This is a genomic window from Campylobacter devanensis, assembly GCF_002139915.1.
GTDB lineage: Bacteria > Campylobacterota > Campylobacteria > Campylobacterales > Campylobacteraceae > Campylobacter > Campylobacter devanensis.
On record NZ_CP018788.1, the window covers coordinates 1,287,877 to 1,304,163 of the forward strand.

Sequence of the window (16,287 nt, forward strand, 5' to 3'; positions counted from 1 at the left end):
ATTATTTATAAATCAATGTTAAAATTGTGCCTAAAATATGCTTAAATAAGGACATAACCAAATGAGCAAAAAAGCTATATTAGTAATCACTGATGGAATTGGATATAATCCAAGCAATGAATTTAATGCATTTAATGCTGCTAAAAAGCCAACATATGAGTGGTTAGAAGCAAATGCTGCTAAAAATTTATTAAAAACTAGCGGTCTAGCTGTGGGCTTGCCTGATGGGCAAATGGGCAATAGCGAAGTTGGCCATATGACTATTGGCAGTGGAAGAATCCTATATCAAAATTTAGTTAAGATTGACAAAGCAATAGAATCAGACAAATTAAAAGATAATCCAGAATTAAAAGAGCTACTAAATAAAGTAAATAGAGTTCATGTTATTGGTCTTTATAGCGATGGTGGCGTACACTCACATATAAATCATTTTGATGCTATATGTCAAATTTGTATCGCAAATAAAAAAGAGGTTTATGCTCACCCTATAACTGATGGCCGTGATGTCAATCCAAAAACTGGAATAAATTTCATAAAATCTCTTCAAGACAAATTTACAGTTGCCTCAATCAGCGGTAGATTTTATGCTATGGATAGGGATAAAAGATGGGATAGAGTAGAAACTGCTTATAAAATCATAGCTCAAAATGAAAATTTACAAACAATAACTCCAGTCCAATATATGGAAAATTCATATCAAAAAGAGATATTTGATGAGTTTATAGAACCAGCTAGTTTTATAGATTTTGGTGGAATTAAAAAAGATGATGGAATAATCTTTATCAACTTTAGAAATGATAGAGCAAGGGAGATTTGTGCTGCTTTGGCTGTTAGTGAATTTAATGAATTTAAGCGTGAAAATATCTGCGAAAATTTAATTACAATGACAAACTATGATGATAAATTTAGCTTTCCTATAATGTTTAAAAATGATGATATTAAAGATACATTAGCTGATGTTATAGCAAAAAATGGATTAAGACAACTCCACACTGCAGAGACTGAAAAATATGCTCATGTGACATTCTTTTTTAATGGTGGCAAAGAGGATCTTGTAGAGAATGAAACAAGAGTATTAATACCAAGTCCAAAAGTTAAAACATATGATGAACAGCCAGCTATGAGTGCATATGAAGTAACCGATGCGGTGATAAAAGGCATAGAAAATGGGATTGAATTTATAGTAGTAAATTATGCAAATGGTGATATGGTCGGTCACACTGGAAACTATGACGCAGCTATAAAAGCAGTTGAAGCAGTAGATGAATGCTTAGGTAAAGTGATTGCAAAAGCTAAAGAGTATGGCTACTCATATATGCAAATTAGCGATCATGGAAACTGCGAAGCAATGCAAAGTAACGATGGCGAATTACTAACTAATCATACAACATTTGATGTATTTAACTATGTAGTAGCTGATGGTATAAACTCAATAGAATACGGCGGGCTAAGCAATGTAGCTCCAACAATACTAAAATTAATGGATTTAGAAATTCCAGAAGTTATGGATAAACCACTATTTTAAAGGATAATAAATGAAATTTAGCGGGAAAAATGTTTTAGTTACTGGTGCAAGCCGTGGAATTGGTGCTGAAATTTGTAAAGTTTTAGCTAGTTTTGGACTTAAAGTTTGGATAAATTATAGATCAAATCCTAAGCTTGCAGATGATTTAAAAGCTCAAATAGAAGCTGGTGGCGGTAGTGCTGCTGTTGTTAAATTTGATGCAACAAATGAAGAAGATTTTATAGCAGCTATAAATCTAATTATTCAAAGCGATGGAGAGTTAAGCTATCTAGTAAATAATGCGGGAATTACAAATGATAAACTAGCTTTAAGAATGAGTGTAGATGACTTTAATAGCGTTATTGATGCAAATTTAAAAAGCGCATTTATTGGTTGTAAAGAGGCACTTAAAGTAATGAGCAAAAAACGCTTTGGTTCAGTTGTAAATGTAGCTTCAATAGTTGGTGAAATGGGTAATGCAGGCCAAACCAACTACTCAGCTAGCAAAGGCGGCATGATAGCAATGAGTAAAAGTTTTGCCAAAGAAGGTGCTAGTAGAAATATCAGATTTAATAGCGTAACTCCAGGATTTATAGCTACAGATATGACCGATGCTCTAAGTGATGAAATTAAAGCACACTACTCAGCAAATATTCCATTAAAAAGATTTGGAGAAGCTAAAGAAGTAGCCACAGCAATAGCGTTCTTGCTAAGCGATTATGCAAGCTACATCACAGGCGATACCCTTAAAATCAATGGTGGCCTATATATGTAGAAAACTTTAAGCCAAATTATAGTAAGATTACACTCATTTTTATTTTAGGAGAAAATTATGGCAATATTTGACGAAGTTAGAGATGTTGTTGTAGAACAACTAAGTGTTGCAGCTGACGCAGTAAAAATGGAGTCAAAAATCATAGAAGATCTAGGTGCTGATTCACTAGATGTTGTTGAGCTTGTTATGGCTTTAGAAGAAAAATTTGATGTAGAAATCCCAGATAGCGAAGCCGAAAAATTAATTAGCATCGCAGATGTTGTAAATTATGTTGAAGGTCTAAAAAAATAATTAAAATATTAAGTGATTAAATTTAAATTTTAGGAGAAGTAGCATTGAAAAGAGTGGTAGTAACTGGTTTAGGCATGATAACTGCGCTAGGTCTTGATAAAGATGTATCTTTTAAAAATATTTGCGATGGCAAAACAGGTGTAAAAAAGATAACCCTATTTGATGCTACTGATTTTCCAGTACAAATAGCTGCTCAAATAGATGATTTTGATCCAGCTACTATAATGGAAGCAAAAGAGATAAAAAAGGTAGATAGATTTATCCAATTAGGATTAAAAGCCGCTAAAGACGCTATGGATGATGCGAATTTTAAAGATTTTGATCCAAGTGAATTTGGCGTTAGCTCAGCTGCTGGCATCGGTGGCCTACCTAATATAGAAAAGAATTCTAATATATGCTTAGAAAAAGGGCCTAGAAAAATATCTCCGTTTTTTATCCCTTCTGCTTTGGTAAATATGCTTGGTGGATTAGTTAGCATAGCTCACAATTTAAAAGGCCCAAACTTATCAAGCGTAACAGCGTGTGCTGCATCTACTCACGCTATATGCGAAGCAGCTAAAAGCATAATGATAGGCGAGACAAAAGCTATGCTAGTAATTGGTGCTGAATCTGCTATCTGCCCTGTAGGTATCGGCGGATTTGCTGCAATGAAAGCACTATCTACAAGAAACGACGATCCAGCAGCTGCATCAAGACCATTTGATGCAAATAGAGATGGCTTTGTAATGGGAGAAGGTGCTGGTGCATTAGTGCTAGAAGAGTATGAAAGCGCAATAGCTAGAGGTGCAAAAATCTATGCTGAAGTAGCAGGATTTGGAGAAAGCGGTGATGCTCATCATATCACAAGCCCAAGTCAAGATGGCCCACAAAGAGCTATGAGTAAAGCCCTATCAATGGCTGGAGATATCAAAATTGACTACATCAACGCTCATGGCACATCAACATCAGCAAACGATGCCAATGAAACTGCTGCTATCAAAGCTGTATTTGGCGATAATATCCCAGCTATTAGCTCTACTAAGGGTCAGACAGGTCACTGCTTAGGTGCTGCTGGTGCTATAGAAGCGGTAATTTCTATCATGGCTATGAATCAAGGCATAATACCACCAACAATTAATCAAACAGACAGAGCGCCTGAGTGCGACTTGGATTATACCCCAAATTCAGCTAGAAAATCTGAACTAAATGCTGTTATGAGTAACTCATTTGGCTTTGGTGGAACTAATGGCTCAGTCATATTTAAAAGGCTAAAATAATGGCTAGCTATCTTGATTTTGAAAAAGGTATTCAACAGATTGATGAAGATATCGCCAACGCTAAAATTAAAGGCGATGAGCATGCTATTGAGATCCTAAGCAAAAATTTAGAAAAAGAGATAGCAAAAACATATAAAAATTTAAATGAATTTCAAAGGTTAAATTTAGCTAGACATCCAGATCGCCCTTATGCACTTGATTATATCAGAGCTCTTCTAACTGATAGCTATGAAATTCACGGTGATAGAACTTACGCTGATGATCCATCAATTGTCTGTTATAGCGGTTACATAGGCAATAAAAAGGTAATTGTCATAGCCGAACAAAAAGGCCGTGGAACAAAATATAAAATTATGAGAAACTTTGGAATGCCTCATCCTGAAGGGTATAGAAAAGCCCTTCGTGTAGCTAGACTAGCTGAGAAATTTGAAATTCCAGTTATATTTTTCATAGATACTCCGGGTGCTTATCCTGGTGTTGGTGCTGAAGAGCGTGGTCAAAGCGAGGCAATTGCTAGAAACCTATTTGAACTTAGTGAGCTTAGAACTCGCACTATTGCTATAGTTATTGGCGAAGGTGGTAGTGGAGGCGCTTTAGCTATTGGTGTGGCCGATAGGCTTGCGATGATGAGAAACTCAGTATTTTCTGTTATTTCACCAGAAGGTTGTGCAGCAATTTTATGGAATGATCCTAGCAAAAGCGAAGCCGCTACAAAAGCTATGAAAATAACAGCTGATGATTTAAAAGAGCTAAATTTAATCGATGATGTGATAGATGAACCTATAATGGGAGCTCACAGAGATAAAGATGGCGCTATAGCTGCTGTTGGTGAGTATATCAGAACTAAGCTAGAAGAGCTTGAGAAGTTATCAATTGATGAAGTAGTAAGCGCTAGAATGGAAAAAATACTCTCTGTTGGAGCTTATGAATAATTGACTATTTAGCCAGGTTTTAGTATAACTTGGCTAAATTTTAATCGATTTTACTCATTAGGCTTAAAATATCTTTAATACTTTTAATCCAAATTTAACTTAATTAGATAATTGCGAAACCTTGCGCTCTTTTCTAACTTTTGCTACATTCTGCCCAATTACTTTATAAGCTTCTAAAATTTGTTCTTCATTAAGCATAAAAATACCTTATTATAATAAGGTAAATTAGTAAAAAGGATTACTATGGTAAACATGGCTAAATTTGGTTTTAAAACTTTGGTTGCTACTGCACTTTTAAGCTCGGTAGCTCAAGCTAATTTTTTAGATAATACTTATATAGGTGTCAAAGGAGCGATTTTATCAACTAATATTAATCCATCAGATGTAATTGGAGAATTAAGCCTTAAATTTGGTAAAGATTTTGACATCTATAGAGTTTGGACTGGATACAGCTATAAAATGTAGTCTAGAGATAAATCTGACGTAAATGATTCAAACTATAGCAATAATGAAATAAAATTCAAATCACATAACATCATCTTAGGAGCAAGATACACTCCATCGATTAATGATAGTTTTAAAGCTTTACTTGGGTAGTTATAACAAAAGGAGAAAGTATTGAAACAACCAATAATGGCTAAACAGAAAAAGTAGGTGATACTAAAACAGGCGGTATTTTGGATTGAAGCTTGGTGGTATTTATGCGATAAATGATAGCAATGAGATTGAATTTAGTCTAAAAAGCGATTACACATCTACAGGTTTAGAAGGTTATAAAATAGAATGGATTATGGTGCTTATTTAGGTTATAACTATAAATTTTAATTAAATAGCCAAAGAGATCTTCTCTTTGGCTAAAGATTATCGATTTTGATTTTGCACTCCTAAATTTCTAGCTAAATCACAAGAGTTATTATCACCGTTATTACAAGCGATTTGATAGATTGTTGCAGCAGTGTCAATATCTCTTGGCATACCATCGCCATGAGCAAACATATCTGCAAGCTGCTTACAAGCTGGAATATATTGAAAACCATAGCAAACCATATCATAAGCGATTGCTGCACTTCTAAAATCTCCACTTTTATAAATATCATCAGCTGCTCTTTTGCATTTAAAGGCATCTTTTAGCTTTGAGCATTCGCTATAAAAGTTATCAATCTTAGCCTTAACCTCTTGTTCGCTAATGTTGATTGGCTCAGGTTTAAAAGTAATTGGCCCAGGGAATTTTTGCACACAACCAGCCAGAATAAGCCCAGCTAAAACTGCTACTATAACCTGTCTCAATCCTCCCTCCTTAATATATAATAGGTCTGCTTACCAGCTAGTTTTTCTATGATAATTTTATACTTACTAGCCCATGACTGCACAATCTCATTAAATTCATCAATAATCTCTGGAATAGTACTTTCACATTTGATTTTAAATTTATCTTCACTATTAGATAGAGCGACAAATCCATCACTATGTTTTATTTTTTCATGTAAATTTATAATATGCTCAATCTCTTTTTCATCAAAATCAGATGCTGATAAAACTCTTTTTACCTGCTCTACAAGCGCATCATTTACATTATATCCAAGTCCAGTTAGCACTAGTTCTACACTCATTATCTCCCTTTAATTACTTGATTTTTGACTAATTAATACAGCTTCTATTATCTTTTTGATATCACCATCTAAAACTGCATCAGCTTGCGAGTAGGCGATATTGCTTCTATTATCTTTTACTTGTTTATATGGAAATAAAACATATGAGCGAATTTGATGACCCCAGCCCATTTCGCTTTTTTCTACTGATTGGCTAGCTACTCTTTGCTTTTCTAACTCTAGCTCATATAGCCTTGATTTTAGCATTTTTAGAGCTGTAGCTTTGTTTTTATGCTGACTTCTATCATTTTGACATTGAACTACGATTCCGGTTGGATGGTGAGTTATGCGTACGGCTGATTCAGTTTTATTTACATGTTGGCCACCTGCTCCACTGGCTCTATAATAATCATATCTTATATCTTTTTCATCAATATCAATCTCGATATCATCATCAATCTCAGGACTTACCATTACACTTGAAAAGCTCGTATGACGCCTACCAGCACTATCAAATGGGCTGGTTCTTACTAGACGATGAATTCCATTTTCAGCCTTTAAATAGCCATAAGCATTTTCACCTTTTACAATAAAGCTAACATCTTTTAATCCAGCCTCATCGCCCTCTTGAAAATCTAAAGTCTCAACCTTAAAGCCTTCTCTTTCGCAAAATCTTAAATACATCCTATATAGCATACTAGCCCAGTCATTACTCTCAGTTCCGCCAGCTCCTGGATGAATACTTACAATAGCATTTTTGCTATCATCTTCGCTGCTTAGCATCATGGCAACTTCTAAATTTATAATAGTCTCTTCTAACTTAACAGAGTCCTCAAATAGCGAATTTATAGTATCTAAATCATTTTCTGAATTTGCTAAATCAAATAATTCTATAGCATCATTTAATGAGTTTTTAGCATTTTGAAATTTAGCTAGCATAGAGTTTAATTTGGTCTTTTCTTTGCCTATTTGTCCAGCCATTTGGACATCACTCCAAAAGCTAGGGTCTTGTTCTAAAGCTTCAATCTCTTTAAGTCTTGATTGTATTAAAGAGGGATTTACAACTTTAGCAATATTATCAACCTTGATCTTTAAACCCTTTAAAAGTTCGTTATACTCATAGTTATCCAAAGTTTTACCTTTTAAATTTTTGGCGAAATTTTATCTAAAATATGGTTAAAATTTAATTATTTAAAGGAAAAATTTTTAAAAATTTATGCTAAAATTATAGATTAAAAATTTCAAAAGAGAGTCTTATGCAGATATTAAAAACAGTACAAGAAGTGCGTCAATTCCGTGCTACTTGCAGTGGAAATGTAGGCTTTGTGCCGACAATGGGTGCTTTGCACGCCGGTCATGCTCAGCTATTAAAAAGCTCTGTATCACAAAATGATCATACTATAGTAAGCATTTTTGTCAATCCAACACAATTTTTAGCCGGTGAGGATTTAGATAGATATCCTAGAACACCTGAGGCTGATATTAAAATATGTGAATTATGTGGAGTAGATGCAATATTTATGCCTGATGCTAATGAAATTTATAGCCAAATAGAGCCAAAAATCTTAGCACCAAAAGAGCTATCTAGCACACTCGAAGGCGCTACAAGACCTGGACATTTTGATGGTGTTTGTACAGTATTAACTAAATTTTTTAATATCATAAATCCTACAAACGCATACTTTGGCAAAAAGGACGCTCAACAGCTTTTAATAGTACAGCATATGGTAAAATCGCTATTTATGCCAATTAATATAGTTCCTGTTGATATAGTTCGCTCTAGCGATGGCTTAGCACTTTCGAGTCGTAACTCATACTTAAATGATGATGAATTAGCTCAAGCATTAAAACTCTCAAGGTCTTTGATGAAAGCTAGCAATTTAATTAAAGCAAATAAATTAAACTCTCTTGAGATAAAAGATGCAATGAGTAGCTGTCTAGAGCCTTTAAAAGTTGATTATATAGCAATTGTAGATAAGAGTTTAAAACCAATTGATAGCATTGAGCTTGGCAATACTATTATTTTAATTGCTGTATATGTAAGCAATACACGCTTAATTGATAATTTGTGGGTCTAATATGGCAAATTTATATTTAGTTTCACTTGGATGTAATAAAAATCTAGTTGATAGCGAGATCATGCTTGGAAGACTAAGTGCGTATGATTTAGTAGATGATCCTAGCTTAGCTGATGTAATAATAATAAATACCTGTGGCTTTATAGAAGATGCTAAAAGCGAAAGCATAAGTACAATTTTAGAGCTAGCAAGTTATAAAAAACCAAATTCGGTTTTAGTAGTTACTGGCTGCTTAATGCAAAGATATAAAGATGAGCTTATGCGTGAATTACCAGAGGTAGATATATTTACTGGCGTTGGAGATTATGCTAAAATAGATGAGATAATCCTTAAAAAACAAAATCTATTCAGTCCAGAAACATACTTGCAAGCAACCAATACCAAAAGAGTAATTACTGGTTCAAGCTATCACGCATATATCAAAATCTCTGAAGGTTGTAATCAAAAATGTAGCTTTTGTGCAATTCCCAGCTTTAAAGGGAAGCTAAAAAGTAGAGAAATTTCAAGTATCGTTGATGAGATAAAAGAGCTAATTAGTAGAGGATATAATGATTTTAGCTTTATCGCTCAAGATAGCAGCTCATTCTTGCGTGATCATGGAGAAAATGAAGGGCTTATAGCTCTTATAGATGAGGTTGAAAAGATAGAAGGGATAAATGCAGCTAGAATTTTATATCTATATCCTACAACTACCAACACAAAACTAATTCAAAAAATTATTGATTCCAAAGTATTTGTCAATTATTTTGATATGCCTATACAGCATATAAATGATGAGATGCTAAAGATAATGCGTCGTGGTGCTAATAAAGATAAGATAATTGAGCTTTTAACAATGATGAGAGAAGCACCTAATAGCTTTTTGCGTACTGGAATCATAATAGGCCATCCAGGAGAAATAGATAGTTATTTTGATGAGCTTTGTGAGTTTTTAAGCAAATTTAAATTTGATAGAATCAGTGCATTTGCTTACTCCAAAGAAGAAGATACTCTAGCTTATGAAATGGAACAAGTAGAGCCAAAGATTATCACGCAAAGATTAAATAAGATCGAAAAGATTATAAAATCTAGCATTGATGAGAGCTTTAAAAGCTTAGTTGGGCATACCATCAAGGTACAAATCAATGGTGCAAGTAGTGAGGGCGATATGTTTTATGGCGCTAAGGCTATAATTTGGGATAGAGATATTGATGGTGAGATTCTTATCAATGATAGCGAGATTAAAAATCCAAAAGTAGGACAAATTTATGATTGTCAGATCACTGAATTTGTTAATGATAAGCTAATTGGACAGATTGTTTGCAGTTAAATTTAGAACCATTAAAAGACAAAAAGGCCCTGCTAGCTTTTTCACACGGAGTAGATAGTACAGCTCTTTTTTATCTTTTAGTTAAAGCCGGAGTAAGCTTTGATTGTGCAATGGTAAACTATCAAACTCGCCCTAGTAGCAATACTGAAGAACAAAGTGCTATAAAACTTTGCAAACAATTTAATAAAAAAATATTTATTCATAAAGCTAGTTTAAATTTAACCAGCTCCAATTTTGAGATGACAGCTCGTAAAATTAGATATGAGTTTTTTGACTCTATAATATGTGAGTTTGGTTATGAAATTTTGATTTTAGCACACCAGCTAAATGATGCAACTGAATGGCTATTAATGCAACTAGCTAAAGGTAGTGGCGCTGTAGGATTGGCTGGAATGAGCGAATTTAGTACAAGGTACCTAAAATCTCAAAATAGAGAAATAGGAGTATTTCGTCCGCTTTTAAGTGTTAGCCGTAGTGAAATTTTAGAATTTCTACACTCTCAAAATATAAAATATTTCATAGATAACTCCAATCAAAATCTAAAATTTACCCGTAATAAAATTAGGGCTGAATTTAGTGATTCTTTTGTAGGGCAATTTAGAAATGGAATTAAAAAAAGCTTAGAGCTTTTAAGGGATGATGCAAAGCTACTTTTAGGTGAGTTTGAATATAATGATGGAGAGCTCTTTATAGTGGCTAAATCACAAAATTCAATCTATCTAATAGATCAAGCCTGCAAAAGGCTAGGCGTACTAATGAGCCAAAAGACTCGTCAAATTTGTACTCAAAATGATTGCGTAATATCGCATAAAATCACAATCACATCAAATAAAAAATATTACTTTATCGCTCCATTTATAAAAACCATAATGGATAAGAAATTAAAAGATAAATTTAGAATCCTAAAAGTTCCGGCCTTGCTTCGTCCATATCTAGCAAATAATTTAGAACGTCTTAAGGTTCTTGATAAATTTTTATCACAAAGCTAGTTTGTATATATCCATCTCTTGACTCCATCTCAACTGGAAAATCAACTCTGATAAGATTATCATGTGTATTCATATCAGCGATAAAATCATATAAATTTTGTGGATTTTTCATTGTAGCACTTACATTAGCTTCGCTAATTATATATTTAGAATTGCTTGTTATAGTTTTTGGCTTAGTAAAGTAGATATTATCAAAATACTTCCCAGCAACACCGATAAATTTCATCTGATTAAAGCTATTTTTAAGCGACTCTAACGCTTTTGTATTTTGCTGTTTTAACTTTTCATAGGTTGCTAAATGATCATTATAAAGCTGGTTAATTTTAGCTAAATTTACCTCTTTTTCACTGCGAATCTGCGCAGCTTGTTTGTATTTATCAATTGAAGGCATAGCCACAGCAAAAACCATTACTAGCACAAAAATCACAAAAATCAAACTATAAATTGCTAGCTTAGTAAGGTCGATATTTTCTAGACTTCTATCTACTCTCATTTGCCAACTTCTCCATTAGGGCTATTTTTATTAATACTTACAAAATTATACCAACCATTTGGAAGCTGATAAAATGTGGTATTTGATACAGCAAATATTGACTTTAATGGTGCTTCAAATAGTAACTTAAAACGATCTTTTGTTGGTGTTAATCCTTTTACTTTTAGCATATACTCTTCCATATGAACGCTTTTAAGAGTTACTCCATCAGGAACTAGATTAAATAAATTCATCAAACTTTTATTTAAAATTGCATTTTTATGATAGATATCAAGAGTCATATCACGCTTTATAGAAGTGATTTTAGTCTGATTTTTCAACTCATTAATAGCTTTAAATTTAGCATCGTATTGAGCTTGTAACTCATCAGATTGTAAATTTATATTAAAAATTTGCATTCCAATAAAAATTGCTCCAGATATAAAAGCTGCTCCTATTAAAAACATTGTCCAAAGCCAAATTCTAGTAAAAAGAGAAAATAACGGCTTAACTCGTGGCTTGATAAAACTATAACTCATTGCAAATCTCTCTAATCATCATATTATTTATTAGCTTATCAATATCTTGCTTAATTAACTTAATATCTAGCATTAGCTCATTTTCTGCCATAATCAAAAACTCATTATCAAGACTTAGTCCATCAAATATTACAACACTCTCGATAAAATCACCCAAGTAATTTTTATTTTGATAATACTCAGTAATGGCAAGCTTGATATTACTAATTAGTGTAACTTCTTTACCAATATCTCGTACACTATCTTCTAATTTTTTATTAGCATTAGCAATCTCTTCATGCTGTATATCCTCAAAATCATCTTTATCTACATTATCAAAATCGCTAAATCCACCTCCAATATCACCTAGGCCTCCAAGTTTGCTTAGTCTATCTTGCTCTTCTTCGATAACATTATCTAAATCTGCGCTCTCCTCTTTACTAAAGACCTTATCATAATAATCAAAACCATCATTTTCTTTTCTAGTATCAAAATATGCGCCAAATTTCATATCTTCGCCATCAAAAATCATGATAGTATTATTATCATTCATATGTAGCATATATAAAATTTTACCTTTTTTTGGGGACTCTTTAATAAGTGAGTGCAAAATACCAAACGGAGAATAAATAAGATCAGGCTTTAGTCCATTTAGCGTCTCTTCAAAACTAGTTAGCTCACTATCGGGCACAACAATACTCCAGCCTTTCATTTTAATCTTAGCAACTAGATTGTATGAGATATTAAATTTTTCAAATCCTCTAGCATCTACAGCTGGAAGCGCCCACTGCTTAGGGCTATTAAGCATAGCAGCTAGATATACTGAGTGATACTGCTTGGTACGCTTTTTAAGATAATCAACAAGTTTATAATCAACTACACCATTATGAACATCAAATACAGCCTCATTACTACCTATAATCTTATCGCCTTTTACAGCACGTGAGTACAGATAGCACTGATTATCTTTAATAATAACACTAACATATAAAGTAGTCAAAAATCCACGAACCCAAGAGATTAAACCAGACATATTAAACCTTAAATTTTAAAAATTTTAGCCAATTTAGCTTTAAATTTAGATTATATTATCTACCTCATTAAATTTTTTAGCTATTAATGCTTTAGCTTCTTGCATATCTAAACCTTCTAAGCCAAATTCGTTCCCAATGCAATAGGTAAGCTTGCAAAAAGGCTTTGGCAAAATCATTTTATCCCAACTATTAAACTGCCAAAACCTGCTAGCTGTGTAACTTAAAACTATCAAATTTACTCCAGTTTTTTGTGCAACTGCCACTGAACCATCGCTAATGCTATGTCTTGGACCTCGTGGACCATCTGGGGTAATCACTACATCAATTCCATTATGGATTGATTTTATTGCTGATAGAAAAACTTTCAAGGCTCCTTTTGATGAACTTCCTCTAATCGAACCAATACCAAAATGACTAATAATATCGCTAATTACTTGACCATCTTTATGATCTGAGATCATTACATTCGCATTTCTGCCTTGCCAACAACTACTAAAAATAAATGGCATAAATGCTAACTTCTCATGCCAAAAAAGAGCTACTACTGGCTTGCTCTTTGGCGCTTCTCCAATAAACTCCTTTTTGCAAGTTAGATATATAAGCTTAATTATAAAAACTAGTAAATTTTCTACTATTTTATTAACAAATTTAGCCCTAAATAATCTGCCCATTTAATACCATTCTTCTTGGTTGAGTGATTTGAACCTTAGCAAATTTACCTAGCAACTCCTCGCTGCCTTTGGCCTGAACCAAAAAGTTATTATCTGTACGACCAGCTATCATTCCATCAGCCCTAAGCTCTTCAAAATAGACATCATAAATTTGTCCTATTTTACTAGCTACAATCTCATCTAAAATTTCATTATGTCTAGACTGTAAGCGTGTGAGCCTAGCCCCAGCTATGCTATCATCTATCTGATTTGGCATAGTGGCTGCTGGAGTTAGTGGGCGAGTTGAGTATTTAAACGAAAACACCTGCTCAAATCTTACCTTTTCAAGCACATCCATCGTATCTTCAAAATCAGCTTCACTCTCACCAGGAAATCCTACTATAATATCAGTTGATATGCTAACATCAGGACAAAGCGCTCTAAGTTTACTTGCTCTATCTAAAAACCACTCCTTAGTATATCCACGCTTCATAGCTTTTAGTATTGCCGTACTTCCGCTTTGTAGTGGCATATGCATAGATTTACAGATTTTAGGATTTAAGCTAAACTCGCGTAAAAATTTATCATCCATATGCAAAGGATGCGGACTAGTAAAGCGAATTCTCTCTACGCCATCAATTTGACTAATTAAATTCAAAAGATCGCTAAAATCTATTTTTTGGCCATTAGAACTACTAAATCTTTTGCCATAGTTATTGACATTTTGACCAAGCAAAAATATCTCTTTAGCTCCGTTATTAGTAGCTTTTTTAATCTCATTTAAAATTATATCTTTTGGAATGCTTAGCTCATCGCCCCTAGTGTGCGGGACTATACAATAGGTGCATTTCTTATCGCATCCTATCATGATATTTACATAACTTTTATATGGACTAGTGCGAAACTCACCAAAGGCATACTCGCTCTCATCATGATTTATATCTACGCTCACGAATTTAGGCGTTTTGACTGCGGTTTTGATCTTTGATACATTTCTAGCACCAAGGACAAAATCAACATACGGCGCACGCTTAAATACATCAGAGCCAAGATGGCTAGCCGTACAACCACAAACACCTATTTTCGCTCCTGGTTTTTTGACTTTTTCAAATCCGCCAACCTCACTAAAGAGCTTATGCACTGGTCTTTCACGCACAGAACAAGTATTTATAAGGATTAGATCAGCCTCGCCAATCTGATTAGTAGTCTCATACTCATCATCTAATTCAGCTATGATATGCTCGCTATCACGAACATTCATAGCACATCCCAAAGTCTCTATAAATAGCTTTTTTTTACTAAATTCAGCGCTCAAAGTATATGCACCTCATACATATAATCATTCTCATCTAGGCCATATTTTACCGTGCGGTGATATACGCTTAACCCTTTGTTCTCAAAATGCTCAACTAAGGCAATAAGCTGCTTATGTGAGTTATCACGATCAAAATAGAATATCTTTCCACCATCTTTTAGCGCAGCACTCTCGATCTTTTCTAGACTAATTGTTTTTGGTTTTGCATCTAACTCAGCTCTAGCTAATTTTAACTCCATTTTTTATCCCTTTTTGAGTGATTTTAACTCATTAGTATATCAAATTTGCTATAAAATTTCGTTTAAATTATATAGTATAAATATATTTAAAGATTATAAAAGCTAATATAAGATAAAATAACGGGCTTGCAAATTTTAAATCTCAATAATTTATTATTTTGACAAATTAATCACAAAAGGCAACTTTATGGAGAGAATATTAGATATAATCGAGTCAATAGCTAATGAAAAAAATTTAAACATTGATGATGTAAAAGCCAGAATCTTAAAGGCCTTTGAATCAGCTGCTAAAAAACTATATGGTTCAGAGTGCGAATATGAAGCACTAATTAATCCAACAACTAAAAATATCACTCTATATCAAAAAATTCTAGTTGTTAATAATGATGATGAACGCCTAGATAATGAGCATTTTATCAGCCTTGATAAAGCTCATGAATTTGATAAAAGCCTTGAAATAGGCGATAGTCTAAACTATGAAATAAATATAGAAGATCTAGGTCGCACAGCTGCTGGAACGCTTAGCCGTGAGATAGAGTATCATATCCAACGCCTAATAGAAGAGAAAATTTTTGAAAAGTATAATGCAAAGGTTGGCTCACTTGTCTTTGGTTCAGTTACACGAGTTGATTCTGAAGAAAATACATTTATTGAAATTGATGAGATCAGAGCTGTAATGAGCATGAAAAATCGTATTAAAGATGAAAAATTTAAAATTGGTGATGTTGTAAAATGTGTTATTAAAAGCGTAAGGCTAGATAAAAAAGATGGTATAAAAGTTGAACTCTCTCGTACATCACCCAAATTTCTTGAAGCACTTTTAAAAGCTGAAGTTCCTGAGATTAAAGATGGTGGTGTAATCATTCAAAATAGCGCTAGAATACCAGGTAAAAAAGCCAAAATTGCTTTATATTCTACTACCCCAAATATCGATGCAGTTGGTGCAACAGTAGGTATAAAAGGCGTAAGAATCAATGCTGTAAGTAATGAGTTAAATGGTGAAAATATAGACGCTATTGAGTATAGTAATGAACCAGCTATTTTTGTAGCACGCGCTTTAGCTCCTGCTATAGTAAGCTCTGTAAAAATAGATGGACAAAAGGCTATAGTATCACTAGTACCTGAACAAAAATCAAAAGCAATTGGAGCAAGCGGTATAAATATTAGACTAGCAAGTATGTTAACTAAATATGAGATTGAACTAGAAGAATTGACAAATGCCACACCAGTGGGTCAAATCAACAACGAAGAGGGTCTAAAAAATCTAAAAGCACTCTTTGGTGATCTTTAAAATAAAGAATTCGGTCTAGCCGAATTCTTTTACTATGAATTAAAA

Annotated in this window: 20 protein-coding genes; 11 read left to right on the forward strand and 9 right to left on the reverse strand. The window is 33.4% G+C overall.

Annotation, left to right across the window (positions count from 1 at the left end; translation table 11 throughout):
* Nucleotides 1-61 precede the first annotated feature (61 nt).
* The 7 genes from gpmI (at nt 62) to CIGN_RS08425 (ending at nt 5,563) form a co-directional block, all read left to right on the forward strand.
* Nucleotides 62-1,525, forward strand: a complete 1,464-nt coding sequence (gene gpmI / locus CIGN_RS06435; protein WP_086302842.1) for a 2,3-bisphosphoglycerate-independent phosphoglycerate mutase — start codon at nt 62-64, stop codon at nt 1,523-1,525.
* A gap of 10 nt (nt 1,526-1,535) precedes the next feature.
* Nucleotides 1,536-2,279 (forward strand): 3-oxoacyl-ACP reductase FabG, encoded by a 744-nt coding sequence (gene fabG, locus CIGN_RS06440; protein WP_086302845.1) that lies wholly within the window; start codon nt 1,536-1,538, stop codon nt 2,277-2,279.
* 57 nt (nt 2,280-2,336) lie between these two features.
* Nucleotides 2,337-2,570 (forward strand): acyl carrier protein, encoded by a 234-nt coding sequence (gene acpP / locus CIGN_RS06445; RefSeq protein WP_086225098.1) that lies wholly within the window; start codon nt 2,337-2,339, stop codon nt 2,568-2,570.
* Nucleotides 2,571-2,614: 44 nt separating this feature from the next.
* A complete protein-coding gene (locus CIGN_RS06450; RefSeq protein ID WP_086302847.1) occupies nt 2,615-3,826 on the forward strand; it encodes a beta-ketoacyl-ACP synthase II in 1,212 nt (403 codons plus the stop codon).
* Nucleotides 3,826-4,758 carry an acetyl-CoA carboxylase carboxyl transferase subunit alpha gene (gene accA / locus CIGN_RS06455; RefSeq protein WP_086225096.1) on the forward strand — a complete coding sequence of 311 codons (933 nt, stop codon included), beginning with the start codon at nt 3,826-3,828 and terminating at the stop codon, nt 4,756-4,758. Before CIGN_RS06450 ends, accA begins: the two co-directional genes overlap by 1 nt.
* 243 nt (nt 4,759-5,001) lie before the next feature.
* Nucleotides 5,002-5,223, forward strand: coding sequence for a hypothetical protein (locus tag CIGN_RS06460; RefSeq protein WP_086302849.1), 222 nt, complete (start codon nt 5,002-5,004; stop codon nt 5,221-5,223).
* A 217-nt stretch (nt 5,224-5,440) separates the two neighbouring features.
* The gene (locus CIGN_RS08425; RefSeq protein ID WP_257789249.1) at nt 5,441-5,563 is read left to right on the forward strand and encodes a hypothetical protein; all 123 of its coding nucleotides are present in this window, start codon (nt 5,441-5,443) and stop codon (nt 5,561-5,563) included.
* A 56-nt stretch (nt 5,564-5,619) separates the two neighbouring features.
* On the opposite strand, the gene CIGN_RS06465 is transcribed toward CIGN_RS08425, so the two are convergent.
* Genes CIGN_RS06465 through prfB form a run of 3 tightly spaced genes read right to left on the reverse strand, consistent with a single transcriptional unit; the run spans nt 5,620 to nt 7,478 of the window.
* Entirely contained in the window at nt 5,620-6,045 is a 426-nt protein-coding gene (locus tag CIGN_RS06465; protein WP_086302851.1) for an SEL1-like repeat protein, read from the reverse strand.
* Nucleotides 6,042-6,368 (reverse strand): type II secretion system protein, encoded by a 327-nt coding sequence (locus tag CIGN_RS06470; protein ID WP_086228472.1) that lies wholly within the window; start codon nt 6,366-6,368, stop codon nt 6,042-6,044. Before CIGN_RS06470 ends, CIGN_RS06465 begins: the two co-directional genes overlap by 4 nt.
* Nucleotides 6,369-6,377: 9 nt before the next feature.
* A complete protein-coding gene (prfB, locus tag CIGN_RS06475) occupies nt 6,378-7,478 on the reverse strand; it encodes a peptide chain release factor 2 (protein WP_086241671.1) in 1,101 nt (366 codons plus the stop codon).
* Nucleotides 7,479-7,603: 125 nt separating this feature from the next.
* Here prfB and panC point away from each other — a divergent pair, with 125 nt between their 5' ends.
* From panC to tilS, 3 genes are read left to right on the forward strand one after another with little or no spacing between them, the layout of a single operon-like run.
* The gene (gene panC / locus CIGN_RS06480; protein WP_086226766.1) at nt 7,604-8,425 is read left to right on the forward strand and encodes a pantoate--beta-alanine ligase; all 822 of its coding nucleotides are present in this window, start codon (nt 7,604-7,606) and stop codon (nt 8,423-8,425) included.
* A gap of 1 nt (nt 8,426) precedes the next feature.
* Nucleotides 8,427-9,734, forward strand: coding sequence for a 30S ribosomal protein S12 methylthiotransferase RimO (gene rimO, locus CIGN_RS06485; protein ID WP_086302853.1), 1,308 nt, complete (start codon nt 8,427-8,429; stop codon nt 9,732-9,734).
* On the forward strand, nt 9,725-10,723 hold the full coding sequence (gene tilS / locus CIGN_RS06490) for a tRNA lysidine(34) synthetase TilS (RefSeq protein WP_086302855.1): 999 nt from the start codon (nt 9,725-9,727) through the stop codon (nt 10,721-10,723). Before rimO ends, tilS begins: the two co-directional genes overlap by 10 nt.
* On the opposite strand, the gene CIGN_RS06495 is transcribed toward tilS, so the two are convergent.
* The 6 genes from CIGN_RS06495 to CIGN_RS06520 are packed head-to-tail and all read right to left on the reverse strand — an operon-like array spanning nt 10,689 to nt 14,951.
* Entirely contained in the window at nt 10,689-11,216 is a 528-nt protein-coding gene (locus CIGN_RS06495; RefSeq protein ID WP_086290352.1) for a hypothetical protein, read from the reverse strand. The two genes, tilS and CIGN_RS06495, sit on opposite strands and share 35 nt — an antisense overlap.
* Complete coding sequence (locus CIGN_RS06500; RefSeq protein WP_086225087.1) at nt 11,213-11,734, reverse strand: hypothetical protein; 522 nt, start codon at nt 11,732-11,734, stop codon at nt 11,213-11,215. The genes CIGN_RS06495 and CIGN_RS06500 overlap by 4 nt, the downstream gene beginning before the upstream one ends.
* Nucleotides 11,724-12,746, reverse strand: a complete 1,023-nt coding sequence (locus CIGN_RS06505) for a DUF8341 domain-containing protein (protein ID WP_086225086.1) — start codon at nt 12,744-12,746, stop codon at nt 11,724-11,726. Before CIGN_RS06505 ends, CIGN_RS06500 begins: the two co-directional genes overlap by 11 nt.
* 45 nt (nt 12,747-12,791) lie before the next feature.
* Nucleotides 12,792-13,418, reverse strand: coding sequence for a lysophospholipid acyltransferase family protein (locus CIGN_RS06510; RefSeq protein ID WP_086225085.1), 627 nt, complete (start codon nt 13,416-13,418; stop codon nt 12,792-12,794).
* Nucleotides 13,402-14,712: a tRNA (N6-isopentenyl adenosine(37)-C2)-methylthiotransferase MiaB gene (gene miaB, locus CIGN_RS06515; protein WP_086302857.1), complete on the reverse strand. Its 1,311-nt coding sequence runs from the start codon at nt 14,710-14,712 to the stop codon at nt 13,402-13,404. The genes CIGN_RS06510 and miaB overlap by 17 nt, the downstream gene beginning before the upstream one ends.
* Nucleotides 14,709-14,951 carry an HP0268 family nuclease gene (locus CIGN_RS06520; protein WP_086225084.1) on the reverse strand — a complete coding sequence of 81 codons (243 nt, stop codon included), beginning with the start codon at nt 14,949-14,951 and terminating at the stop codon, nt 14,709-14,711. Before CIGN_RS06520 ends, miaB begins: the two co-directional genes overlap by 4 nt.
* A gap of 187 nt (nt 14,952-15,138) precedes the next feature.
* Between CIGN_RS06520 and nusA the strand changes: the two genes are divergently transcribed.
* A complete protein-coding gene (gene nusA / locus CIGN_RS06525) occupies nt 15,139-16,242 on the forward strand; it encodes a transcription termination factor NusA (RefSeq protein WP_086229728.1) in 1,104 nt (367 codons plus the stop codon).
* Nucleotides 16,243-16,287: the final 45 nt, after the last annotated feature.